We start from the raw sequence: 23,998 nt of genomic DNA, 5'->3' as shown, positions 1-23,998 counted from the left end.
GTACCGGGTTTCGGTCGGTCAGATGGGCGTCAGGCAACCTTCCTGCAAGTGCAGGACGCGGTCCATCTGCCGGGCCAGGTTCATGTCGTGAGTCACCACCAGGAACGCGGTGCGCATCGACGTGCTGAGCTCCAGCATCAAATCCTGGATGCCTTGGGCGGTGTGGGAGTCGAGGTTGCCGGTCGGCTCGTCGAGCATCACCAGGCCAGGCTTGTTGACCAGGGCCCGGGCAATCGCCACGCGCTGGCGCTCACCACCGGACAGCTCGGCCGGCTTGTGCTCCAGGCGATGCCCCAGCCCTACCCGCTCCAGCAACGCCGTGGCGCGCTGACGGGCCTCAGGAATCGCCGTGCGACCGATCAACAGCGGCATGCAGACGTTTTCCAGCGCGGTGAACTCGGGCAGCAAATGGTGGAACTGGTAGACGAAGCCCAGGGAGCGGTTGCGCAGCAGGCCACGGGCCTTCTCGTTCAGCGCCGAAAGTTCTTCGCCGGCCAGCCAGACACTGCCGGCGGTTGGCGTATCCAGGCCGCCCAGCAGGTTGAGCAAGGTACTTTTGCCCGACCCGGAGGTGCCAACAATCGCCACGCGCTCGCCAGGATGCAACTCCAGTTGCAGGCCCGACAACACCACCACCGACTCCGGGCCTTCCTCGTAGGATTTGCCCAGGTTGCGGCAGCTCAAGATTGCTTTTTCACTCATGCCCGACTCACTCATAACGTAACGCCTCCGCAGGCTGGGTGCGCGCGGCACGCCAGGCAGGATACAGGGTGGCGAGGAAACTCAGGACCAACGCGGCGCCGCAGACCATCAACACGTCATCGGCCTGCAATTGCGATGGCAGGTAGTCGATGAAGTACACGTCGGCGTTGAGAAACTTGTGCCCGATCAGGCCTTCCAGTCCGGCAATCGCGGCGCTGACATTCAGCGCGGCGAACATCCCCACCAGGGCGCCGACGAACGTACCGATCACACCGATGACCGTGCCCTGGACCATGAAGATCCGCATGATCTGCCCCGGCGTGGCGCCGAGGGTGCGCAGGATGGCGATGTCGCCCTTCTTGTCGTTCACCACCATCACCAGCGTGGAGATGATGTTGAACGCCGCCACGGCAACGATCAGCAACAGCAGCAGGCCGATCATGGCTTTTTCCATGCGGATCGCCTGGTACAGGTTGCCGTGGGTGCGGGTCCAGTCCCGGGCGTAGTAACGGTCATCGCCAAGCTGCTGGGCGATGGTCCACGCAACACGCGGTGCCTGGAACAGATCATCGAACTTCAACCGCAGGCCCTGGACCTGATCCGGCTTCCAGCGATGCAGGCGCGCCAGGTCCTGGAGGTTGGTGACGCCCAGGTAACCGTCCAGCTCGCCGGCGCCGACATGGAAAATGCCGACCACGGTAAAGCGTTTCATGCGCGGGAACATGCCGCCCGGGGTCACGGTGACCTCCGGGGCGACGAAGGTCAGCTTGTCGCCGATGGCAACGCCGAGCTTGGCCGCGGCCTTGTCGCCGATGACGATGCCGAAACTGCCTGGCGCCAGGTCGTCGAGTTTTCCCTGCTGCATGAAGTTGTCGATGATCGACACCTGCCGCTCGAGCCCGGGGTCGATGCCATTGAGCAAGACCTTTGACACCTTGCCGTCGTTGGTCAGCAGCCCCTGCATCTGGGTGAACGGCGCAACGGCCAGCACCTGCGGGTTCTGCTTGACCTTGGCGGCCAGGCTCGGCCAATCGCTGATGGCTTCGCCGGATTCGAGGGTCGCGTGGGGCACCATGCCCAGCACGCGGGTGCGCATCTCATGGTCGAAGCCGTTCATCACCGAGAGCACGACGATCATCACGACCACGCCAAGGGCCAGCCCGATGATGGACGTCAGGGAAATGAACGATACGAAATGATTGCGACGCTTTGCACGGGTATAACGCGTGCCGATAAATACGAAGAGAGGTCTGAACATGTCGGGGCTTGTTCGGAGGGAAAAGGAACGTCCTTGTGGCGGGGGTCACAAACCAGCTTTACACTCAGACCACCGCCGCTACCATGGGTTCGCCATGTCGACATTAGATGAAGAAGATCGCCGCGAATACTACCGTATCGAGGACACGATCGCACTGGAAATTCGGCCCCTGTCCATTCCTGAAGCTGCTGGCCAGGAAGTGTTGCAGGATGCTTCTCCATTGTTCAATCTGCTCAGTGAATTGCACCTGAGCGAATTCGAATCACAGCACCTGCTACGCCAGATCAGCGAGCGCGAACGCAGCATCGCGGCGTACCTCAAGGCAATGAACAAACGCATCGACCTGCTCAGCCAGGTCATTGCCCTCACTGCGCTCGGCGAAATCGGCGAACCGCAACCGGTGATCATTTCCGAAGGCGGTATCGACTTCCAGTCCCCTACCCCCATCGCGGTGGGCGCGCACCTGTCGGTCAAACTGGTGCTGATGCCCCAGGCCCTCGGCTTGTTGCTGCGGGCGCGGGTCACCCACTGCGACCCCAAGGGCGACGGCTACGACGTGGGCACCGAGTTTGAACGCCCGACCGACGCCCAGCGCCAGTTGCTGGCCCGCTACATCCTGCAGAAACAGGCGCAAGAGCGTCGCCTGGCCCGGGAACAGAACGACTCAGGTATCAATAAGGAAGAACCGTGACCCTCATTTATGGCCACCGCGGCGCCAAGGGCGAAGCGCCGGAAAACACCCTGACCGGTTTTCAGGAGTGCCTCAAGCACGGCGTACGCCGTTGCGAGCTGGACCTGCACCTTTCGATGGACGGCGAGTTGATGGTGATCCACGACCCGACCCTCAAGCGCACCACCGATCGCCGGGGCAAAGTGGTCGAGCATACCGCCGCCGAGCTGGTGACCTACGATGCGCGCAAGGGTGGCCCGGGCTGGATCAAGCCGTGCCCGATCCCACGCCTTGAGGAGTTGTTCGAGAAGTGTGATTTCGAGCACTGGCAACTGGAGGTCAAGAGCGCCTCGCGCACCCGCGCCGCCGCCACGGTGCTGGGCATCCGCGAAATGGCCCAGCGTTTCGGGCTGCTGGACAAGATCACCATCACGTCCAGCTCCCGGGAAGTGCTCAAGGCAGCCCTGGACCTGACCCCGGACATCTCCCGCGGACTGGTGGCCGAATACGCCTGGCTCGACCCGTTGAAGGTCGCCCAGAGTTACGGCTGCGAGATTCTGGCGCTGAACTGGACCCTGTGCACGCCGGAACGCCTGGTCAAGGCGCAGCGCCAGGGGCTGCATGTGTCGGTGTGGACCGTCAACGAGCCCGCGCTGATGCGCAGGCTCGCCGACTTTGGCGCTGACAGCCTGATTACAGACTTTCCCGGTTTGGCCACTGCCACCCTCGAGAATTGCTGAAATCGGTCTCCCCGGCCGGCTCAGGCCACCGGCCGGAGCCGCTCAAAAAAGCCGGTTGAGCCCGTCATAGGCCGCTACCCGATAGGCTTCGGCCATGGTCGGGTAGTTGAACGTGGTGTTGACGAAGTACTTCAACGTGTTCAATTCGCCGGGCTGGTTCATGATCGCCTGGCCGATGTGCACGATCTCCGACGCCTGGTAGCCGAAGCAGTGCACGCCCAGCACTTCCAGGGTCTCGCGGTGGAACAGGATCTTCAGCATGCCTTGCGGCTCGCCGGCGATCTGCGCCCGCGCCATGCTCTTGAAGAAGGCCTTGCCCACTTCGTACGGCACCTTGGCCTGGGTCAGCTCCTGCTCGTTCTTGCCGATCGAGCTGATCTCCGGAATGGTGTAGATGCCGGTCGGCACGTCGTTGACGAAGCGCCAGCTGCCGTTGTCGACAATGCTGCCAGCAGCCGAACGGCCCTGGTCGTGGGCGGCACTGGCCAGGCTCGGCCAGCCGATCACATCACCGGCACCGTAGATGTTCGGCACGCAGGTACGGTAGTTCTCGTCGACTTCGATCTGGCCGCGGCTGTTGACCTTCACGCCGATGTTTTCCAGGCCCAGGGTGTCGGTGTTGCCGGTACGACCGTTACACCAGAGCAAGGCGTCGGCCTTGATCTTCTTGCCGGACTTGAGGTGCAGGATCACGCCATTGTCGACGCCTTCGACGCGGTCGTAGTCTTCGTTGTGGCGCACGGTAATGTTGTTGTTGCTGAAGTGATAGCTCAGGGCCTGGGAGATTTCCGAGTCCAGGAAGCTCAGCAACTGGCCGCGGTTGTCCACCAGTTCCACCAGCACACCCAGGCCGCTGAAGATCGAGGCGTATTCGCAACCGATCACGCCAGCGCCGTAGACGATGAGCTTACGCGGGGTGTGACCCAGGCTCAGGATGGTGTCGCTATCGTAGATACGTGCATGGTTGAAATCGATGTCGGCCGGACGATACGGGCGCGAACCGGTGGCGATGATGATGTGCTTGGCCACCAGCTTCTCGACCACGCCATTGCCACAGACCACTTCGACCGTCTGCTCGTCGGCAAAGCTGCCGGTGCCGAAGAACACGTCCACGCGGTTGCGGGCGTAGTAACCGGTGCGCGAGGCCACCTGCTTGGAGATCACCTTCTCGGCGCTCTTGAGCACGTCCGGGAAGGAGAACCAGCGCGGCTCGCCGATGGCCCGGAACATCGGGTTGGTGTTGAACTGCATGATCTGCCGGACCGAGTGACGCAAGGCCTTGGACGGGATGGTACCCAAGTGGGTGCAGTTGCCGCCGACCTGCCGACGGCTGTCGACCATCGCCACCTTGCGCCCTGCCTTGGCCGCGTTCATTGCCGCGCCTTCCCCCGCCGGGCCAGAGCCCAGTACCACCACGTCGTAGTTGTAGACAGCCATGCGTACTCCTCAGAACAGGCCGCTGTGCCTCACTTGGCACCGACGGCTAAATCATGCCGGCCCGCGGCATGAAGGAACAATTTGGGGCCGGTTCACGAGCCCGGCCACAGTCTATAGAAGCGTCAACGCCGCGCACATTACCCCTTGGTCGCGTCGTAGGCTAGTTTTGCCTGCGCTATTTCGCCACAGGTCGCCTTTCATGACGCTGTCATCATTGGGCTTTTCCGCTGCTTATGCGCTCAAACGCATCGCTGGTACGTGTGACAAAGCCATTGCCATCGCGCAACACGAAAAATACCCCAATGCCATGTTTCTCGGCATAGTCCCAACCCCGTTCAGGACCGAGAATCAGCAACAGCGTCGATAGTCCATCGGCCATCAACGCCGAAGGATGAATCACCGTGACTGACGCCAGGTTATGTAGGACCGGCGCACCAGTACGAGCATCAAAGGTGTGGGAATAACGCCTGCCGCCCTGTTCGAAATATTTACGGTAGTCGCCCGAGGTGGAAACCCCGTAGCCGTTGACCTCGATGACACGCTCGGCCACTTGCCGATCGTCCCGGGGTTCTTCCAGGGCGATACGCCAGGCCGAACCATCGGGTTTACGCCCGACGGCCTTGAGTTCTCCGGTGGCTTCGGCCAGGTAACTGTCGATACCCAGGGCCTGGAGCCTGGCGGCGATGCGGTCGACGGCATAGCCCGCAGCGACACTGTTGAAGTCGACTTCCACCGCAGTGTCCTTGCACAACCGGTCGCCCTCGATGCGCAAATGACCATGACCGACGCGCTGGCGCACCAAGGTCAAGGCTTCGGCGGTCGGTACTTTTTCTTCGCGAGACTGGGGACCGAAGCCCCACAGGTTCAGCAGCGGTTCCACGGTCAGGTCGAAGGAGCCGTCGCTTTGAACCGACAACTGCTCACCTACGCGGACCAACTCCAGGACCGGGCCAGGCATGACCTGACAGCTGTTGGCCGGCAGCGCGTTGAAACGCTCGATGTCCGAGTCGCTGCGATAGGTCGAGAATTGCCGATCCACTTCAGCAAGGATGCTTTCCACCTCGGCCTGCACCGTTTTCGCAGTGGGCCCGGCGGAATGCCTGACGTACTGAATCGAATAATGACTGCCCATGGTCGGGCCGCCGAAGCGCTCCAGGGTGTCGCCGTTGCCGCAACCCGACAACACGCCGGCCAGCACCACAAGCCCTATCCATCGTCCAGTTAACAAATCTTCATCTCCCCTCAAAACCGCGCCGGCCATTATGAACCCCAGCGCATGCAAAAAACCTGTGGAAGCCAATGGAGCCCTGTGGGAGCAAAGCTTGCTCGCGATGCAGGCGATACGGTTTAGCTGCAAGACCGCGTCATCGTTCATCGCGAGCAAGCTTTGCTCCCACAGGCTTCCACAGGCTCCCAGGCTCCCAGGCTCCCAAGCTCCCAAGTACCAGGTTCCCAGGTTCACACCGGGTGCAGCGCCTTCATACAAGATTTGCCAGAGCGAGTACCTACACATGTCTTCCAACACGAGCAACGGCAAGGCGATTTTTCGCGTTGTCAGCGGCAACTTCCTGGAGATGTTCGACTTCATGGTCTACGGCTTCTACGCCACGGCCATCGCCAAGACGTTCTTCCCCGCCGACAGCGCGTTCGCCTCGCTGATGCTGTCCCTGGCCACGTTTGGTGCCGGGTTCCTGATGCGGCCCCTCGGGGCGATTTTTCTCGGTGCCTACATCGACCGCCACGGCCGTCGCAAAGGCTTGATCATCACCCTGGCGCTGATGGCGATGGGCACCATACTGATCGCCTGCGTGCCGGGCTACGCTGTCCTCGGCGTGGCGGCCCCCTTGCTGGTGCTGCTGGGCCGATTGCTGCAAGGCTTCTCCGCCGGCGTGGAACTCGGTGGCGTGTCGGTTTACCTGGCGGAAATCTCGACGCCGGGGCGCAAGGGCTTCTTTGTCAGTTGGCAATCCGCCAGTCAACAGGCTGCCGTGGTGTTCGCCGGCCTGTTGGGGGTGGGCCTCAATCACTGGCTGAGTCCCCAGGAAATGGGGGATTGGGGCTGGCGCGTACCGTTCCTGGTGGGTTGCATGATTGTCCCGGCGATCTTCATGATCCGTCGTTCGCTGGAAGAAACACCTGAGTTCCAAGCGAGAAAACATCGTCCCAGCCTGGCGGAAATTATCCGTTCCATCGGTCAGAACTTCGGTATCGTCTTGGCCGGTATGGCGCTGGTGGTGATGACCACGGTGTCGTTCTACCTGATCACCGCCTACACACCGACCTTCGGCAAGGCCGAGTTGAACCTGTCGGACGTGGATGCACTGCTGGTCACGGTGTGCATCGGCTTGTCGAATTTCTTCTGGCTGCCCGTAATGGGGGCGTTTTCCGACAAGATCGGACGTAAACCCCTGCTGCTCGGTGCGACGGTCCTGGCGATCCTCACCGCCTATCCCACGCTGTCCTGGTTGGTGGCGAACCCCAGTTTCAGCCATTTGCTGATCGTCGAGCTGTGGTTGTCGTTCCTGTATGGATCGTACAACGGTGCAATGGTCGTGGCCTTGACGGAAATCATGCCGGTCGAGGTGCGCACCACCGGTTTCTCCCTGGCCTACAGCCTGGCAACAGCGACGTTCGGCGGGTTTACCCCGGCGGCTTGTACCTACCTGATTCATGTACTCGACAACAAGGCTGCGCCGGGGATATGGCTCAGTGGTGCGGCGGTGCTGGGGTTGATTGCGACCTTGGTGCTGTTCAAGGGCAATCGGCATGCACTGCGGACAGCGCAGGCCTCTGTAGTAGGCGGCGCCTGACAGATCGCCTTCGCGAGCAAGCCCGCTCCCACAGTTTGTCCGCGTACATCCTGTGGGAGCGGGCTTGCTCGCGAAGAGGCCGGCCCAGCCAACACAAACCTCCAGATACAAAAACGCCCCGACAAGTCGGGGCGTTTTCACAAGCGGCTAAAGCTTAGCGCGGGAAGGCTGGCGGGTTTACACCGGCCATGTCTTCCATCACGCGAACCACCTGGCAGCTGTAACCGAATTCGTTGTCGTACCAGACGTACAGAACAACGCGGTTGTCTTGGCTGATGGTCGCTTCAGCATCCACGACACCGGCGTGGCGCGAGCCGACGAAGTCGGTGGACACCACTTCCTGGGAATTGACGAAGTCGATCTGCTTGTGCAGGTCGGAGTGCAGCGCCATGTAGCGCAGGTACTCGTTCATTTCTTCACGGGTGGCGGCTTTCTCAAGGTTCAGGTTGAGAATGGCCATCGACACGTTCGGCGTCGGCACACGGATCGCGTTGCCGGTCAGCTTGCCAGCCAGCTCAGGCAGGGCCTTGGCAGCGGCGGTGGCAGCACCGGTCTCGGTGAGGACCATGTTCAGCGCGGCGCTGCGGCCACGGCGGTCGCCCTTGTGGAAGTTGTCGATCAGGTTCTGGTCGTTGGTGTACGAGTGAACCGTTTCGACGTGACCGTTGACGATGCCGAACTTGTCGTTCACCGCCTTGAGCACCGGCACGATGGCGTTGGTGGTGCAAGAAGCAGCGGAGACGATCTTGTCGTCAGCGGTGATTTCGCCGTGGTTGATGCCGTGAACGATGTTCTTCAGCTTGCCTTTGCCAGGCGCAGTCAGCACGACGCGGTCGATGCCCGGGCAGGCCAGGTGCTGGCCCAGGCCCTCGGCATCACGCCATACGCCGGTGTTGTCCACCAGCAGTGCGTCCTTGATACCGTACTGGGTGTAGTCCACCTCGGTCGGGCTCTTCGCGTAGATCACCTGGATCAGGTTGCCGTTGGCGAGAATGGTGTTGTTCTCTTCATCGATGATGATGGTGCCGTTGAACGAACCATGGACCGAATCACGACGCAGCAGGCTGGCTCGTTTGGTCAGGTCGTTCTCGGCGCCCTTGCGCACCACGATGGCGCGCAGGCGCAGGCCGTCGCCGCCACCGGTTTTTTCGATCAGGATGCGCGCCAGCAGACGGCCGATACGACCGAAGCCGTACAGGACCACGTCAGTGCCTTTGCGAGCCGAAACGTTCTGCTGGCCAACCACATCGGCCATCTCTTCACGAACGAACTGCTCGGCGCTACGGCCATTGCCTTCGTTACGGAACTTGAACGCCAACTTGCCCAGATCCACCGAAGCCGAGCCGAGCTTGAGCTCGCTCATGGCTTTGAGCAGGGGGAATGTTTCGTGGACGGAGAGTTCGCTGTCGTCGGAAGAACGGTGGCGCGCAAAGCGGTGGGCTTTGAGGATCGCGATGACAGACTGGTTGATCAGGCTGCGGCCATAGATCGAGCTCACCACGTTGTTATTGCGGTAGAGCTGACCGATGAGAGGGATCATCGCTTCTGCGAGAGCTTCACGATCAATCCATTCACCAAGACACTGGTCGGGCTTCTGAGTCACGGTAACCTTCCACATGTAGGGGCTGAAAAAAGGGGCTACATTATGCCGCCGAGTCCTCGGCGGAGCAATGCGCGCCTGTCGCACCGTGGTTTTCCTGTCTGCCCGGGTAGTCTGCGACTGACAGCAGCCCCCTTCCCCCGCTACAATTGTCGACTTTGTCGCAATGCTGGAGCTCAATCTTCCGTGCCCGTTCTGCGTCTTCCGCTTCTCCCTGCCGCGGCAGGTAAACAGCACTGGGGCAACCTGCCCGGTGCCGCCCTGAGCCTGGCCATCGCCGAGGCTGCCAGCGCTGCAAAGCGCTTCACCCTGCTGCTGACCGCCGACAGCCAAAGCGCCGAGCGGCTGGAACAGGAGCTGAGTTTCTTCGCTCCGGATTTGCCGGTCTTGCATTTCCCGGACTGGGAAACCCTGCCCTACGATCTGTTTTCGCCGCACCAGGACATCATTTCCCAGCGAATCGCCAGCCTTTATCGGCTGCCGGAACTCAGTCATGGCGTTTTGGTAGTGCCGATCACCACAGCCCTACATCGCCTGGCACCGACCCAATTCCTGCTGGGCAGCAGCCTGGTGCTGGACATCGGCCAGAAGCTTGATGTCGAGCAAATGCGTACCCGCCTTGAGGCCAGTGGCTATCGTTGTGTCGACACGGTGTACGAACACGGCGAGTTCGCGGTACGCGGCGCCTTGATCGACCTGTTCCCGATGGGCAGCAAACTGCCTTATCGCATCGACCTGTTCGATGACGAAATCGAAACCCTGCGCACCTTCGACCCGGAAAACCAGCGGTCCATCGATAAAGTGCAGTCGATCCGCCTGTTGCCGGCCAAGGAGTTCCCGCTGCAGAAAGACGCCGTGACCCGCTTCAAGGCCCGCTTTCGCGAGCGCTTCGATGTGGACTTCCGGCGCTGCCCGATCTTCCAGGACCTGAGCAGCGGGATCACGCCCGCCGGCATCGAGTACTACCTGCCGCTGTTTTTCGAAGAAACCTCCACCCTGTTCGATTACCTGCCCCAGGACACCCAGGTGTTTTCCCTGCCGGGCATCGAACAGGCTGCGGAAAACTTCTGGAACGACGTGCGCAACCGCTACGAAGAACGTCGCGTCGATCCTTCCCGGCCTCTATTACCGCCGGCCGAGCTGTTCCTGCCGGTGGAAGACTGTTTTGCCCGCCTCAAGAGCTGGCCACGGGTGGTGGCGAGCCAGCAGGACGTGGAAACCGGCGTCGGCCGTGAACGTTTCCCGGCCAAGGCGTTGCCGGACCTGGCCATCGAAGCCAAGGCCACGCAGCCCCTGGCGGCACTGGCTGGCTTTCTCGATGCATTCCCCGGTCGCGTGTTGTTCACCGCCGAATCCGCGGGTCGTCGCGAAGTGCTGCTGGAGCTGCTTGAGCGCCTGAAGCTGCGACCGAAGACGGTGGACAGCTGGCCGGACTTCGTCGCCGGCAAGGATCGCCTGGCGATTACCATCGCGCCGCTGAACGACGGCCTGGTCCTGGATCACCCAGCCTTGGCACTGGTGGCCGAAAGTCCTTTGTTCGGCCAGCGCGTCATGCAGCGCCGCCGTCGCGAAAAACGCGCCGACGCCGCCAACGACGCTGTCATCAAGAACCTCACCGAGTTGCGCGAAGGCGCGCCCGTGGTGCACATCGACCACGGCGTGGGCCGCTACCTGGGCCTGGCGACGCTGGAAATCGACAGCCAGGCCGCCGAGTTCCTGACCCTGGAATACGCCGAGGGCGCCAAGCTCTACGTGCCGGTGGCGAACCTGCACCTGATCGCCCGCTACACCGGCAGCGACGACGCCCTGGCCCCGCTGCACCGCCTGGGCTCGGAAACCTGGCAGAAAGCCAAGCGCAAGGCGGCCGAACAGGTGCGCGACGTGGCCGCCGAGCTGCTGGACATCTACGCCCGCCGCGCGGCCCGCGAGGGCTACGCCTTCGCCGACCCGAAAGCCGACTACGAAACCTTCAGCGCCGGTTTCCCGTTCGAAGAAACCGTCGACCAGCAGACCACCATCGAAGCCGTGCGCGCCGACATGCTCGCGCCCAAGCCCATGGACCGGCTGGTGTGTGGCGACGTGGGCTTCGGCAAGACCGAAGTGGCGATGCGCGCCGCGTTCATTGCCGTGCACGGCGGCAAGCAGGTGGCGATCCTGGTGCCGACCACCCTGCTCGCCCAGCAGCACTACAACAGTTTCCGCGACCGCTTTGCCGACTGGCCGGTGACCGTGGAAGTGATGAGCCGTTTCAAATCCACCAAGGAAGTGAACGCCGCCGTGGCCGACCTGGCCGAGGGCAAGATCGACATCGTCATCGGCACGCACAAGCTGCTACAGGACGACGTGAAGATCAAGAACCTGGGGCTGGTGATCATCGACGAAGAGCACCGCTTTGGCGTGCGCCAGAAAGAACAGCTCAAGGCCCTGCGCAGCGAAGTCGACATCCTGACCCTGACCGCCACGCCGATCCCGCGCACGCTGAACATGGCGGTGTCGGGCATGCGCGACCTGTCGATCATCGCCACGCCGCCGGCCCGGCGCCTGTCGGTGCGCACCTTTGTCATGGAGCAGAACAAAAGCACGGTCAAGGAAGCCTTGCTGCGTGAGTTGCTGCGTGGCGGCCAGGTCTATTACCTGCACAACGACGTGAAGACCATCGAGAAATGCGCCGCCGACCTGGCCGAACTGGTGCCCGAAGCGCGGATCGGCATCGGCCACGGACAAATGCGTGAGCGTGAACTCGAACAGGTGATGAGCGACTTCTACCATAAGCGCTTCAACGTGCTGATCGCCTCGACCATCATCGAGACCGGCATCGACGTGCCGAGCGCCAACACCATCATCATCGAGCGTGCCGACAAATTCGGCCTGGCCCAGCTGCACCAGTTGCGCGGCCGAGTCGGGCGTAGCCACCACCAGGCCTATGCCTACCTGTTGACGCCACCGCGCCAGCAGATCACCCCGGATGCGGAAAAGCGCCTGGAAGCCATCGCCAATACCCAGGACCTGGGCGCCGGCTTCGTGCTGGCCACCAACGACCTGGAAATCCGTGGCGCCGGCGAACTGCTCGGCGACGGCCAGAGCGGCCAGATCCAGGCCGTCGGCTTCACCCTGTACATGGAAATGCTCGAACGCGCGGTCAAGTCGATCCGCAAGGGCGAACAACCGAACCTCGACCAACCCCTGGGCGGTGGGCCGGAAATCAACCTGCGGGTGCCGGCGCTGATCCCGGAAGACTACCTACCGGACGTCCACGCGCGACTGATCCTCTACAAGCGCATCGCCTCGGCCAGCGACGAGGAAGGCCTCAAGGACCTGCAGGTGGAAATGATCGACCGCTTCGGCCTGCTGCCGGAACCAACCAAGAACCTGGTGCGCACCACGCTGCTCAAGCTCAAGGCCGAACAACTGGGCATCAAGAAAGTCGACGGCGGCCCCAACGGCGGCCGGATCGAGTTCGAGGCCCAGACGCCGGTCGATCCACTGGTGCTGATCAAGTTGATCCAGGGCCAGCCCAAACGCTACAAGTTCGAAGGTGCCACGATGTTTAAATTCATGGTGCCCATGGAGCGCGCGGAAGAGCGCTTCAATACCGTAGAAGCGCTGTTCGAGCGCCTCACTCCGACCACTGCTTGAAGGACGCCCCATGCGCCTGTTTCGCTCACTGACCTTGTTGTTGACCCTGGTCGCCCCCCTGGCGTTTGCCGACGACCTGTATCAGGTTGAAATGATTCTGGTGCGCCAGAATGCCGAGCCGGCGATTATCAGCCGCGCCGCACCGGAAGACTGGGACGCCGGCGCGCAACGCCTGGGCGCGGACAGCCAGCGCACGCCGGCCCTGGGCCACATCGTCGAGAAACTCACCGCCAGCGGCCAATACACCGTGTTGATGCACAAGGCCTGGCAGCAGACGCTCGGTGAACAGGGGCGCAAAGTTGCCATCAGCGACGGCGCCGAACAGTTCGGGCAATTCCCCATCGAGGGCACCCTGGAACTGAAGCTGGGCCGCTTCACCGACGTGGATGCCGACTTCTGGATCAACCAGATCAACGCCAATGGCCTGGTCACCTCCAGCGAGCGCCTCAAGCAGCAGAGCCACACCAAGAATGGCCAACTGAACTTCCTCGACAACGGGCATCTTGGCCTGCTGATCAAGATCACCTCGTTGACCGCGCCCGCACCACGGCAGGCACCTGAAGTCATTCCGGACTGATTGGCGCGCCTATGCCCTCGCCCCTGAGCAAACCCCTGGCATCTTCCTGGGTCAATCGATTCAAGGAACAGAGCCTGGAGCGCGGGCGCCGTTATGCGCTGGAAAACCGCGTCAGGATCGTCGAGGCCGGCGACAGCACCATCACCGCCAGTTGCGAAGGCTCTGGCGGCAACGTCTACCGTCAGACCATTCGCCTTAAAGAGTCAGCCAAGGGCGCGCTGATTCTGCTCGAAGCCGCGTGCTCCTGCCCAGTGCGCATCAACTGCAAGCACTGCGCGGCGGTGTTGCTGCAAGTCCAGGAAACCCTGGCCTACCCGGCCGCCGAAAAAGACGCGCAGTTGCTGGAGAAACTCCAGGCCGTGCTGGACAACCGCAGCCCCAAGGCCCCGCCACAAGTGCTGGTGGACAACGTGCAACCGGTGCCGCGGCTGTGGCTGGCCAGTATCGAGTTCAGCGCCTTCGAGCCGCGCAACGGCAAGATGCAGCGCTACATTCAACACCGCGCCGCGCTGTCGTTCAGTTACTTGGACGAATACGTCAGCGGCCAGCGCAACACCGACGTGCTGATTCGCCAGGAAACCCAGACGCTGCGGATAAAACGCCACACCGATGTGGAACAGTCCTACCGCGAACAGCTGCGAATCCTCGGCTTCAAGGTCGCGACCCGACAAAGCAAGGCCCTGCCGGAAAGCGCTGGCGAGCTGTACGAAATGATCAATGACAGCGCCTGGCTGACGTTCACCCTCAACGACCTGCCGAAACTACGCAGCCAAGGCTGGGAATTGCAGATCGACGAGGACTTCGGCTTCGACCTGACGGCAGTGGACGAGTGGTACGCCACCGTCGAGGAAACGCCGGAGCGGGACTGGTTCGACCTGGAACTGGGGATCATCGTCAACGGTGAACGCCTGAGCCTGCTGCCGATCCTGCTGAACCTGATGCGCTCGCACATCGAACTGTTCAATCCGGAACGCCTGGCCCGGCGTCGGGACGACGAACTCATTCTGGTCAACCTGCCCAACCGCCCGAACTCGGAGTTCGGCCCGCAGCAGGTGGCCCTGCCGTATGGCCGACTGAAGCCGGTGCTGGCGACCCTGGGCGAGTTCTACCTGCAAGAGCCCGGCACCACCAAACTGCGCCTCAACAGCGCGGACGCCCTGCGCCTGAACCCGCTGCAGGACATGCCGCTGACCTGGGAAGGTGGCGAACACATTCGCGGCCTGGCGCAACGCCTGCGGGATATCAAGGATTACACCGCCACCGCGCCCGAGGGCCTGAACGCGACGCTGCGGCCTTATCAACTCGAAGGCTTGAGCTGGATGCAATCGCTCAGGAAATTGGAAGTCGGCGGCATTCTCGCGGACGACATGGGCCTAGGCAAAACCCTACAGACCCTGGCGCACATTCTCAGCGAAAAACACGCCGGACGCCTGGACCGACCGTGCATGGTGGTCATGCCGACCAGCCTGATCCCCAACTGGCTCGACGAGGCCGCTCACTTCACGCCGCAGCTCAAGGTATTGGCGCTTTACGGCGCCGGACGCAAGAAACACTTCGACCGACTGGCCGATTACGACCTGGTCCTCACCACCTATGCCCTGCTGCCCAAGGATGTCGAGCGCCTCGCCGCGCAGCCATTGCACGTGCTGATCCTCGATGAAGCCCAGTACATCAAGAACCCCACCAGCAAAGCCGCCCAGGCCGCCCGGGAGCTCAACGCCCGCCAACGGCTGTGCCTGTCCGGCACGCCCCTGGAAAATCACCTGGGCGAATTGTGGTCGCTGTTTCACTTCCTGCTGCCGGGCTGGCTCGGGGACGTCAAGAGTTTCAACCGCGATTACCGTGTACCGATCGAAAAGCGCGGCAGCGATGTACGACTGCAACACCTCAACGGTCGGATAAAACCTTTCCTGCTGCGCAGGACCAAGGAGCAAGTGGCGACGGAGTTGCCGCCCAAGACCGAGATCATCCATTGGGTCGAACTCAGCGACACCCAGCGGGACGTCTACGAAACCATGCGCCTGGCGATGGACAAGAAGGTCCGCGACGAGATCACCCGCAAAGGCGTGGCCCGCAGCCAGATCATCATTCTCGAAGCGCTGCTCAAGCTGCGCCAGGTGTGTTGCGACCTGCGCCTGATCAACGACGCCACCCTGCCCGCCCGAGGCAGCACCTCGGGCAAACTCGACAGCTTGATGGAAATGCTCGAAGAGCTGTTTGAAGAAGGTCGCCGGGTGCTGTTGTTTTCCCAATTCACGTCCATGCTGACGCTGATTGAAGATGAGCTGAAGAAACGCGGCGTCGATTACGCCCTCCTGACCGGCCAGACCCGCGACCGACGCACGCCCGTCAAGGAATTCCAGAGCGGCAAGCGTCAGATCTTCCTGATCAGCCTGAAGGCTGGCGGTGTAGGCCTGAACCTGACCGAGGCCGACACAGTGATTCACTACGACCCGTGGTGGAACCCGGCCACCGAAAACCAGGCGACCGACCGCGCCTACCGCATCGGCCAGGAAAAACCGGTATTCGTCTACAAGCTGATTGCCCGAGGCACGGTGGAAGAGAAGATCCAGCTGCTGCAAAAGGAAAAATCCGACCTCGCGGCCGGCGTACTGGACGGACGCGTGGCCGGGGATTGGAAACTGCAAAGCGACGATATCGAAGCATTGTTCGCGCCGCTGCCGGACAAACTCGAGAAGCGCTGATTCACACCGTTTCCTGTGGGAGCTGAGCTTGCTCGCGATGGCGGTGGGTCTGCTTACACAGATGTTGGCTGCACTACCGCCATCGCGAGCAAGCTCGGCTCCCACAGGGGATTTGCCGCGCCCACAAAGCCGGAGCCCGGCCCGTTCTAATGTGGGAGCGAGCCTGCTCGCGATGGCTGACTATCAGGCGACATAGCCAGTGAATGTGCCGGTGAATCAGGTCTTGGGCAACGGTGCAAACAACGCTTCGATATCGCTCTGCTCAAGCTTCCACCCACCCGTCGCGCCGCCATCCAGCAGGCTGCCCGCCAACGCAGCCTTGTCCTCCTGAAGCGCCTGTATCTTCTCTTCCACCGTGCCTCGGGCAATCAGCTTGTAGACGAACACTGGCTTGTTTTGACCGATCCGATAAGCCCGGTCGGTCGCCTGATTTTCCACCGCTGGGTTCCACCACGGATCGAAGTGAATCACCGTGTCCGCAGCCGTCAGATTGAGCCCCGTACCGCCGGCCTTGAGGCTGATTAGAAACAGCGACACCTTGCCACTCTGAAATTCCCTCACCGGGGTGCGGCGATCCGTGGTGGATCCGGTCAGTAAGGAATAGGTCAGGCTGCGCTTTTGCAGTTCCTCCTCGATCAGGGCCAGCATCGAGGTGAACTGGGAAAACAGCAGAATTTTGCGCCCTTCGCTGAGCAACTCTTCGAGCATCTCCATTAAACTGACCAACTTGCCGCTGCCGGAACGTAGCGCTTTGGCGGTCTGTACGGTCTTGAGCAGCCGCAGGTCGCAACAGACCTGGCGTAACTTGAGCAACGCATCGAGAATGATAATCTGGCTACGAGCCACGCCGCTGCGAGCGATTTCGTCGCGCACTTTCTTGTCCATGGCCACACGCACAGTTTCATAGACATCCCGCTGCCCGTCACTGAGGTCGACCCAATGGACGATTTCAGTCTTGGGTGGCAGCTCAGTAGCGACTTGTTCCTTTTTACGCCGCAGTAGAAACGGTTTTATTCGCGCCGTCAGATGGTGCATTCGCTCGCTGTTGCCATGTTTTTCGATCGGCGTCCGGTAGTCTCGGTTGAAGCTTTTGTTATCCCCCAACCAGCCGGGCAGGAGGAAATGAAACAGCGACCAGAGTTCGCCCAAGTGATTTTCCAGGGGCGTACCGGACAGGCACAAGCGCTGCCGGGCATTGAGTTCGCGAGCAGCCTGGGCGGCCTTGCTGGTGGGGCTCTTGATGTTCTGCGCTTCATCGAGAATCAGCACACTCCAGGCCTGGGGTTTCAGCACCTCCAAATCCCGCGGCAACAAGGCATAAGTCGTCAGAACCAGGTCGTACTGTGCAAGGCTGGCGAAATCTTTTTGCCGGGCTGCACCATGAAGCGCCACGACGTTGAGCTGCGGCGTGAAGCGTGCCGCTTCGTCGAGCCAGTTGGGAATCAGACTGGTGGGCATGACTGCAAGCGCCGGGACATCCAGGCGCCCGGCCTGCTTCTCACAAAGCAGGTGAGCCAGGGTCTGCAAGGTTTTACCCAAGCCCATGTCATCGCCCAGGATGCCGCCGACTTCCAGCTCGCGCAGGGTCTGCATCCAATTGAGCCCTTCCAGTTGATAAGGTCGCAGGGTGGCTTTGAGCCCCGCCGGCGCCGGGACATGAGCATGAGTCGACTTGTGTAATCGCTTGGCGAACGTACGCAACCGCTCTCCGCCTTGCCAGGTCAATGGCACGCTTTCAAGCACATTCAACCTGGCCGCATCAAAGGCATTCAACCGTATCGAGTCACCCCGGTGCTCCTTCATGTACAACTCACCAAGCGTTGCCATCAGCGGCTTGACCCGCCCATATGCCAACGCGACCTTCACACCAGGACCCGCCCCGAATTTTCCGCCGTTGAGATCGAGCAACATCAACTCTTCATCACCACGCCGATCAAGGTTGTCCGGATCCATCATCTCGGGGCTTGAGCGAAGCAGATGAAGCAAGATCGGCAGCAGGCTGTGCCGTTTCCCATCCACGACAATGCCCAGTTGTAAATCGAACCACTCTCGACCGGGAGACTCCTCGATGTCGGCGTACAACTGCTCCACCGGTTGCAGATCGAAATGAAAACCCGCTTCGATATCGATCTGCCAATTGGCGGCACGCAATCGCGGCAGGCCTTTGTCCATGAAGGCCAACCAGGCGTCGTCATCCGCCATTTGAAATAGCTCACCCCCGATGTCCCCCAGCGCAAGGCTCTTGCGACTGGTTTTCTTGAAACCTACCTTACGCAGAACGGTGCGAAAGGCCTGCTCGACATCCGGTTTACGCTGAATGCGCAAAATTTCGGTTCCGGACAGGATCGACAGTTCGGTGGATGCTTTGTCGTCCGCCACATGACCATCATAAATAAAGGTCAGTGCCGCGCGATGTTCTGGAACAGATTTCCAGTGCCGGAAGTTGATTGCACTTCCCAACGTCAACACCGCTCGCGGTTCAACACCTTCGATGATGCGCTCAGTCAGTTCTTTCGGCGGCGGGATAGGTCGGTCGACAGCGTTGATCCTATGGCTGAAAAGCACGACATCCCGAGCGGGTACCTCCGGCGCATGGCATAAATGGCACGCCAATTTGTCGTCCATTTCATAGGACAGCCGGCCAAGTTCCCTGCGCGATAAATCCAGATAATGAAGCGGCTCAAGCACCAGGAGGTTATCCAGTACCTGATCGCCACTGCGCCACCGAGACCGATAGTTGCCATTGGCCTGCTCAGCCCAGAAAAACTGCGCATTTTTTAGCGGACCTGCGCCCAATGGCTGCGGCGGGTCGAAATCCAGGAACAAGCGTGAGGAATGCAATGCCAGCGCCAGCACTTCGGCGCCGCTGCGACCTTGCAACGGAAAGCTGTTCTGGCTGTGATAATGCTGACTGCTGATAAGCGACTGGCCAATTTGCTTGTCGACGTCGGACATATAATTCGGAAAACGATTCAGCATGTCCGTCAGTTGGCCAAACGCTTTCAGATCCTTCAGGGAACCATCATCGAGCTGGCGCCCCTTGAAGAGTTCCAAAAGCCACTGCCCTAAGTGCGTCTTCTTGAGTTTGTAGAAGATCCGGACATCGGCGTCTTTTTTGCTCGGTAGCGAATCGGCGTCCCACTCGGGAATACACTTGATCCAGGTTTCAAGTTCAGAACTCAGGCGCTCGCTGGCGGAGCCGGCCTCCAGCGCTTGCGGATTCCACATCAAATGGAACATGACGGCAGCGCAGTGCTTGCAGCTGTCGCCGACCGGGCACGAACATTCGTAACGAACGCCGTCGTAGCCCCGATAACGAGTGAGCGCGATCACCTGCTGATAAACATTATCGCCGCCACCCTCGCATTCGGCGTGAACCGATTGCTCATCTATCCGCAGTATCCGTACTCGCGCTCTCTCGGCGTAGTCGAACCCTCGCTCAAGGTAACGCTGATGGAAGCTTTCTCCCCAATCAGTATCAAGAAGCGCCTCAATTGGCTGGGTCATGGGCACCGCCGATCATTACTCATGCCAGTCATGACAACTCCTTAATCAACCAGCTGGGCAGCCCTCAGCGCGCCGAGCGCCGCCAGCCAGCGAGGGTCCTCACGGTATTCAGTGGAGGCGTAGGCCTGCCCGCGCATGCGGGCGATTCGCGCCGAAGGCTTGACCTTCAGGCGCTGGGCCGCGCTCAAGGCCAACTCCGCGGCAGCACGGTCGTTGCACACCAGGCCCATGTCGCAACCCGCCGTCAAAGCAGCCTCGATACGACTGGCGGCATCACCGACCACATGAGCGCCGGCCATCGACAGATCATCACTGAAGATCACGCCATCAAATTGCAACTCGCCACGCAGGATGTCCTGCAGCCAGCGGCGGGAAAACCCGGCTGGGTTGGCGTCGACCTGCGGGTAGATGACATGGGCCGGCATGACGGCGGCCAGTTGCTTGCTCAGCCTGGCAAACGGTACCAGGTCGTTGGCGCGAATCTGTTCCAGGCTACGCTCATCGTTCGGAATCGCCACGTGGGAATCGGCCTCGGCCCAGCCATGCCCCGGGAAATGCTTGCCAGTGGCGGCCATCCCGGCGGCGCTCATGCCGCGGATGAAGGCACCGGCCAACAACGCAGCGCGCTCGGGGTCACCTTCGAAGGAGCGACTGCCGACGACGGCGCTGCGCTGGTAATCAAGGTCCAGCACCGGGGCAAAGCTCAAGTCGAGACCGACCGCCAGCACTTCAGTGGCCATGATCCAGCCGCACTGCTCGGCCAGGTATTCGGCGTTCGGGTTGTCGGCGATCGCCCGCATCGCCGGCAACCGCACAAAACCCTGACGCAGCCGCTGGACACGACCACCTTCCTGATCCACCGCCAATAAAAGGTCGGGGCGGATGGCGCGGATCGACGCGCTCAACTCGCGCACCTGACGTGGATGCTCGATGTTGCGGGCAAAGATGATCAGGCCGCCTACCTCGGGCTGGCGCAACAGGTGGCGATCTTCGGCCGTCAGCCAGGTACCGGCGACGTCCACCATCAACGAGCCTTGCAGGCCAGCAGTCATAGCATTTCCTTAATAACGATGAACCCGCGCGGCAACACAGACACGACCACACCGCTGGGCCCAAGGCCCGGCAGGTCGCGGTCATGCAATGAAAGATGGAACGGGTTCGAAACGAGAGTCGGCATGGGCGGCTAGCTTAGCGGATGTCGGCAGCCGCGCCCACCCGTGCGCTTACGCCTTGGCCAGCGCCGGCGTCGATTTACTGCGCGGGCGCAATTGCGCGGCCGCCATGGCTTCATCGGTGACACCACTTTCGGCACGCATGCCGGCTGCCAGGAACGGCACCATCAGGCGCATGACCTGTTCGATCGAGGTGTTCACGCCAAAGTCGGTTTCAGCGATGGCGCGCAACGCCTTGATACCGGACATGCTGAACGCGGCGGCGCCTAGCATGAAGTGCACCCGCCAGAACAACTCGATGGGCGGAATGCGCGGTGCGGCCTCGTTGACCAGCAGCATGTAGCGCCGGAAAACCTTGCCGTACATGTCTTCCAGGTAACGTCGCAGGTGGCCCTGGCTCTGGCTGAAGGCAAGGCCCAACAGGCGCATGAAAATGGAAAGGTCGTTACCGCTGCGCGGTTGCACGACAAGGGCTTGCTCGACCAGGATTTCCAGCAGCTCTTCCAGGGTCGGCTTGACGTCAGGCTTGGCCTGCCGGCGCTCCAGCTCGCGATCGAGGCTGAGGCAGAAAGGCCCGAGGAACCGCGAGAATACCGCCTGGATCAGGGCCTTTTTCGAGCCGAAATGATAGTTCACCGCCGCCAGGTTCACCCCGGCCTTGCTGGTGATCAGACGCAACGAGGTTTCAGCGAAACCTTTTTCCGCGAACAACTGCTCGGCAGCATCGAGAATGCGTTCAACGGTTTCCGACTGGGCCATGGTTACTCCGCCTGACAAACACTTGTTTGAAACATACGTTTCAGCCTAGGGGTTGTCAAGCCTGCCGGGGCGTTTTGCGAATGCCCGGTCACGTATTTAACCACACCTTTTCACGGGTGGTAGCCATGTCGCATCCAACAACCCGACCGACCGTCCAGCGGCCTGTGGAAAAAGGAGGATTGCCAAGCGGCGTTCACTGTATATAATCCCAGTCACTGTATAAAAAGACAGAGCGATCAATATGCTAAAGCTGACGCCACGCCAAGCAGAGATTCTGGCCTTCATCAAACGCTGCCTCGAAGACAACGGCTACCCGCCAACCCGTGCGGAAATCGCCCAGGAACTAGGGTTCAAGTCGCCCAACGCGGCTGAAGAACACCTCAAGGCGCTGGCGCGCAAGGGTGCGATCGAAATGACCCCGGGCGCATCCCGTGGCATTCGCATCCCCGGCTTCGAAGCCAAGGCCGACGAAACCACCCTGCCGATCATCGGCCGGGTCGCGGCAGGCGCACCGATCCTCGCCCAGCAGCATGTCGAGGAGTCCTGCAACATCAATCCTTCGTTCTTCCATCCTCGGGCCGACTACCTGCTTCGTGTACACGGCATGAGCATGAAGGACATCGGCATCTTCGACGGTGATCTCCTGGCCGTCCACACTACCCGCGAAGCCCGCAATGGCCAGATCGTGGTGGCGCGAATCGGCGACGAGGTGACCGTCAAGCGCTTCAAGCGCGACGGCAGCAAGGTCTGGCTCATCGCCGAGAACCCCGAGTTCGCGCCCATCGAAGTGAACCTGAAAGATCAGGACCTGGTCATCGAAGGCTTGAGTGTCGGCGTCATTCGCCGCTAAAGGAGGCTTTATGCAGTTCCCTCACACACCACAACACACACAACTTCCGCTGTTCGAGGCATTCATGGCCCAACCGCTGGTTCCAGTCCTGAAAGAGGTCATCGAGTCGCCCTGGGGCGTCGAGCCCGAGGCTTTCAGTGAACTGTCGTTACGTGGTGCGGCCGGAAACTGCCTGAACCTGCTGGCGCCGATTCTGCGAGAACTCAGCCAGGACCAGGATGCTCGCTGGCTGACGCTGATCGCGCCACCGGCCAGCGTCACCCAGGCCTGGCTGCGGGATGCCGGTCTGAACCGCGAACGCATCCTGTTGTTGCAACCGCGCGGGACCCAAAGCGCCCAGCAGTTAACCTGCGAAGCCTTGCGCCTGGGCCGCAGCCACACCGTGGTCAGCTGGCTCAATCCGCTAACCGCAACCGCACGGCAACAGTTGATCAGCGCCGCCCGTACCGGGGACGCACAAAGTCTGAATATTCGATTGGGCTAAGACAAACGCGGGGCTTCTCCAAGGCAGAGAAGCCGACCAGCCACACTATCCAAAAAAGCCGACAGACGGGATCAATGAAGAACCCGCGGCCCCTCTTCCTTGTTGAATTCGCCTTCAACCAGGCGACCTGCCATCTGGACGCCCACGCTCAGCATCGCCTTGGCGACTTCGACGTGTTGGCCCTGAAGGAATACCTTGGCATCTTCGGAGAAGTTCAGGGTAACCAGAGAACCCTCGTCCTCAGCCCTGCGCAGCTCGATGCGGCCATCAGGAAGTTCGACAATTTCTAGAAAGGACGTAGGCATAAAAGTCTGTTCTCCACGAAAGGCGAGGATTATATAGTCATCGGCCAGGCTCCGCTCGGGATCTTGACCAAGTGTTATCAACGAACGTAACGGGCCGGGGGCGAACTCAGCACTCGTTCAACCCTTCACGAAAGCGTATCGCCAGGCTCTTGAGGTTCTGACGCCAGCTCTCCAGCTCCTCCCGGCTCAACTCCTGCTCGGGTTCTTGTTCGTCCAGATTGACCGCCACGATCAACGGCTGGGTCACGTCCCCCTTGGGCTTGCGCGGGGCTCGTGGCGGCTCGAACAACGCCGCATGGGCCGCCAATAGCTTCGCCAGCCAGGTTTCCGGGTTGTGCGCCAGTTCGACCATTTCGGCCAATTCCGGAATAGCAATGGTTTCCAACGCTTCGCGGGTCAACAACAGCTCGGCCCGCGGTGCATTCGCTTGTGGCAGGCGATAGAAACCGGCGATTTCATGGCACAACCCCAACAATGCACCGTACAGGTGAAACAGCGCGGATTCGCGTCCTGCCTGGAGCAACGCCGGGGAATTCATCGCACGCCCATCCTCGGCCCTGGTGAGCGCTTCGAGCGACAGACCGGCAAAATAGATTTTCTGATTGGTGCGGGTATAGAGTTCGTGGGCCATGGCGGCACCTCCCCAACGAAATGAAAGCGTCTGGCAAGTGCGACAGTGTCATGGATCAACCGAGGCCACTGCAAGCCAAAAACAAAAAGGCCGCATGAAAACCTATGGGTTGTCATGCGGCCTTTTGTTCACTTGAGACTTATTGGGGCGGCTAC

At 61.2% G+C, this 23,998-nt stretch carries 18 protein-coding genes; 8 read left to right on the top strand and 10 right to left on the bottom strand.

All coding sequences use genetic code 11. The annotated features are described in order from the left end of the window. Positions 1 to 18 precede the first annotated feature (18 nt). Entirely contained in the window at positions 19 to 702 is a 684-nt protein-coding gene (gene lolD, locus B0E42_RS15300; protein ID WP_162843734.1) for a lipoprotein-releasing ABC transporter ATP-binding protein LolD, read from the bottom strand. 7 nt (positions 703 to 709) lie between these two features. Next, positions 710 to 1,960, bottom strand: a complete 1,251-nt coding sequence (locus tag B0E42_RS15295; RefSeq protein WP_053178621.1) for a lipoprotein-releasing ABC transporter permease subunit — start codon at positions 1,958 to 1,960, stop codon at positions 710 to 712. Positions 1,961 to 2,054: 94 nt separating this feature from the next. Between B0E42_RS15295 and B0E42_RS15290 the strand changes: the two genes are divergently transcribed. Together B0E42_RS15290 and B0E42_RS15285 are read left to right on the top strand one after the other, a co-directional pair. Further along, positions 2,055 to 2,651: a PilZ domain-containing protein gene (locus tag B0E42_RS15290; protein WP_018604881.1), complete on the top strand. Its 597-nt coding sequence runs from the start codon at positions 2,055 to 2,057 to the stop codon at positions 2,649 to 2,651. Continuing rightward, a complete protein-coding gene (locus tag B0E42_RS15285; RefSeq protein WP_018604880.1) occupies positions 2,648 to 3,370 on the top strand; it encodes a glycerophosphodiester phosphodiesterase family protein in 723 nt (240 codons plus the stop codon). The genes B0E42_RS15290 and B0E42_RS15285 overlap by 4 nt, the downstream gene beginning before the upstream one ends. 42 nt (positions 3,371 to 3,412) lie before the next feature. On the opposite strand, the gene sthA is transcribed toward B0E42_RS15285, so the two are convergent. Further along, positions 3,413 to 4,807, bottom strand: a complete 1,395-nt coding sequence (sthA, locus tag B0E42_RS15280; RefSeq protein WP_003183399.1) for a Si-specific NAD(P)(+) transhydrogenase — start codon at positions 4,805 to 4,807, stop codon at positions 3,413 to 3,415. Positions 4,808 to 5,018: 211 nt separating this feature from the next. Next, positions 5,019 to 6,008, bottom strand: a complete 990-nt coding sequence (locus B0E42_RS15275) for an FAD:protein FMN transferase (protein ID WP_053178619.1) — start codon at positions 6,006 to 6,008, stop codon at positions 5,019 to 5,021. A gap of 310 nt (positions 6,009 to 6,318) precedes the next feature. Here B0E42_RS15275 and B0E42_RS15270 point away from each other — a divergent pair, with 310 nt between their 5' ends. Beyond that, positions 6,319 to 7,617, top strand: a complete 1,299-nt coding sequence (locus B0E42_RS15270) for an MFS transporter (protein WP_018604875.1) — start codon at positions 6,319 to 6,321, stop codon at positions 7,615 to 7,617. A gap of 154 nt (positions 7,618 to 7,771) precedes the next feature. Here B0E42_RS15270 and B0E42_RS15265 read toward each other — a convergent pair whose 3' ends face one another. Beyond that, complete coding sequence (locus B0E42_RS15265; RefSeq protein ID WP_024617303.1) at positions 7,772 to 9,235, bottom strand: glyceraldehyde-3-phosphate dehydrogenase; 1,464 nt, start codon at positions 9,233 to 9,235, stop codon at positions 7,772 to 7,774. 168 nt (positions 9,236 to 9,403) lie between these two features. Here B0E42_RS15265 and mfd point away from each other — a divergent pair, with 168 nt between their 5' ends. The 3 genes from mfd to B0E42_RS15250 are packed head-to-tail and all read left to right on the top strand — an operon-like array spanning position 9,404 to position 16,135. Further along, entirely contained in the window at positions 9,404 to 12,853 is a 3,450-nt protein-coding gene (gene mfd / locus B0E42_RS15260) for a transcription-repair coupling factor (protein ID WP_077506762.1), read from the top strand. A 10-nt stretch (positions 12,854 to 12,863) separates the two neighbouring features. Next, positions 12,864 to 13,430 carry a CsiV family protein gene (locus tag B0E42_RS15255; protein WP_077506761.1) on the top strand — a complete coding sequence of 189 codons (567 nt, stop codon included), beginning with the start codon at positions 12,864 to 12,866 and terminating at the stop codon, positions 13,428 to 13,430. A gap of 11 nt (positions 13,431 to 13,441) precedes the next feature. Then, entirely contained in the window at positions 13,442 to 16,135 is a 2,694-nt protein-coding gene (locus B0E42_RS15250; protein WP_077506760.1) for a DEAD/DEAH box helicase, read from the top strand. 216 nt (positions 16,136 to 16,351) lie between these two features. Here the strand turns inward: B0E42_RS15250 and B0E42_RS15245 are convergent, their stop codons facing one another. From B0E42_RS15245 to B0E42_RS15235, 3 genes are all read right to left on the bottom strand, one after another. Beyond that, the gene (locus B0E42_RS15245; RefSeq protein WP_077506759.1) at positions 16,352 to 19,642 is read right to left on the bottom strand and encodes a DEAD/DEAH box helicase; all 3,291 of its coding nucleotides are present in this window, start codon (positions 19,640 to 19,642) and stop codon (positions 16,352 to 16,354) included. A gap of 41 nt (positions 19,643 to 19,683) precedes the next feature. Then, positions 19,684 to 20,682 (bottom strand): beta-N-acetylhexosaminidase, encoded by a 999-nt coding sequence (nagZ, locus tag B0E42_RS15240; RefSeq protein WP_172681142.1) that lies wholly within the window; start codon positions 20,680 to 20,682, stop codon positions 19,684 to 19,686. Between the two features lie 183 nt (positions 20,683 to 20,865). After that, the gene (locus tag B0E42_RS15235) at positions 20,866 to 21,573 is read right to left on the bottom strand and encodes a TetR/AcrR family transcriptional regulator (protein WP_013692622.1); all 708 of its coding nucleotides are present in this window, start codon (positions 21,571 to 21,573) and stop codon (positions 20,866 to 20,868) included. A 241-nt stretch (positions 21,574 to 21,814) separates the two neighbouring features. Between B0E42_RS15235 and lexA the strand changes: the two genes are divergently transcribed. Together lexA and sulA are read left to right on the top strand one after the other, a co-directional pair. After that, on the top strand, positions 21,815 to 22,423 hold the full coding sequence (gene lexA / locus B0E42_RS15230) for a transcriptional repressor LexA (RefSeq protein WP_003199651.1): 609 nt from the start codon (positions 21,815 to 21,817) through the stop codon (positions 22,421 to 22,423). A 10-nt stretch (positions 22,424 to 22,433) separates the two neighbouring features. After that, positions 22,434 to 22,907, top strand: a complete 474-nt coding sequence (sulA, locus tag B0E42_RS15225) for an SOS-induced cell division inhibitor SulA (protein WP_003199648.1) — start codon at positions 22,434 to 22,436, stop codon at positions 22,905 to 22,907. Positions 22,908 to 22,978: 71 nt separating this feature from the next. Here sulA and B0E42_RS15220 read toward each other — a convergent pair whose 3' ends face one another. Next, positions 22,979 to 23,212, bottom strand: coding sequence for a hypothetical protein (locus B0E42_RS15220; RefSeq protein WP_003183419.1), 234 nt, complete (start codon positions 23,210 to 23,212; stop codon positions 22,979 to 22,981). Positions 23,213 to 23,318: 106 nt separating this feature from the next. Further along, positions 23,319 to 23,843: a DUF6586 family protein gene (locus B0E42_RS15215; RefSeq protein ID WP_018604864.1), complete on the bottom strand. Its 525-nt coding sequence runs from the start codon at positions 23,841 to 23,843 to the stop codon at positions 23,319 to 23,321. Between the last annotated feature and the right edge of the window lie 155 nt (positions 23,844 to 23,998).

The sequence above is a fragment of the Pseudomonas sp. A25(2017) genome, assembly GCF_002001065.1.
Lineage (GTDB): Bacteria > Pseudomonadota > Gammaproteobacteria > Pseudomonadales > Pseudomonadaceae > Aquipseudomonas > Aquipseudomonas kilonensis.
Note: the sequence above shows the minus strand (reverse complement) of the source record. Positions and strands in the feature narration are given on the sequence as shown.

What these genes read in the sequence shown, in the direction of transcription:
- lolD (WP_162843734.1), bottom strand. Translation starts at nt 702, where the DNA reads ATGAGTGAAAAAGCAATCTTGAGCTGCCGCAACCTGGGCAAATCCTAC.
- B0E42_RS15295 (WP_053178621.1), bottom strand. Translation starts at nt 1,960, where the DNA reads ATGTTCAGACCTCTCTTCGTATTTATCGGCACGCGTTATACCCGTGCA.
- B0E42_RS15290 (WP_018604881.1), top strand. Translation starts at nt 2,055, where the DNA reads ATGTCGACATTAGATGAAGAAGATCGCCGCGAATACTACCGTATCGAG.
- sthA (WP_003183399.1), bottom strand. Translation starts at nt 4,807, where the DNA reads ATGGCTGTCTACAACTACGACGTGGTGGTACTGGGCTCTGGCCCGGCG.
- B0E42_RS15270 (WP_018604875.1), top strand. Translation starts at nt 6,319, where the DNA reads ATGTCTTCCAACACGAGCAACGGCAAGGCGATTTTTCGCGTTGTCAGC.
- B0E42_RS15265 (WP_024617303.1), bottom strand. Translation starts at nt 9,235, where the DNA reads ATGTGGAAGGTTACCGTGACTCAGAAGCCCGACCAGTGTCTTGGTGAA.
- B0E42_RS15255 (WP_077506761.1), top strand. Translation starts at nt 12,864, where the DNA reads ATGCGCCTGTTTCGCTCACTGACCTTGTTGTTGACCCTGGTCGCCCCC.
- B0E42_RS15250 (WP_077506760.1), top strand. Translation starts at nt 13,442, where the DNA reads ATGCCCTCGCCCCTGAGCAAACCCCTGGCATCTTCCTGGGTCAATCGA.
- B0E42_RS15245 (WP_077506759.1), bottom strand. Translation starts at nt 19,642, where the DNA reads ATGACCCAGCCAATTGAGGCGCTTCTTGATACTGATTGGGGAGAAAGC.
- B0E42_RS15235 (WP_013692622.1), bottom strand. Translation starts at nt 21,573, where the DNA reads ATGGCCCAGTCGGAAACCGTTGAACGCATTCTCGATGCTGCCGAGCAG.
- lexA (WP_003199651.1), top strand. Translation starts at nt 21,815, where the DNA reads ATGCTAAAGCTGACGCCACGCCAAGCAGAGATTCTGGCCTTCATCAAA.
- sulA (WP_003199648.1), top strand. Translation starts at nt 22,434, where the DNA reads ATGCAGTTCCCTCACACACCACAACACACACAACTTCCGCTGTTCGAG.
- B0E42_RS15220 (WP_003183419.1), bottom strand. Translation starts at nt 23,212, where the DNA reads ATGCCTACGTCCTTTCTAGAAATTGTCGAACTTCCTGATGGCCGCATC.
- B0E42_RS15215 (WP_018604864.1), bottom strand. Translation starts at nt 23,843, where the DNA reads ATGGCCCACGAACTCTATACCCGCACCAATCAGAAAATCTATTTTGCC.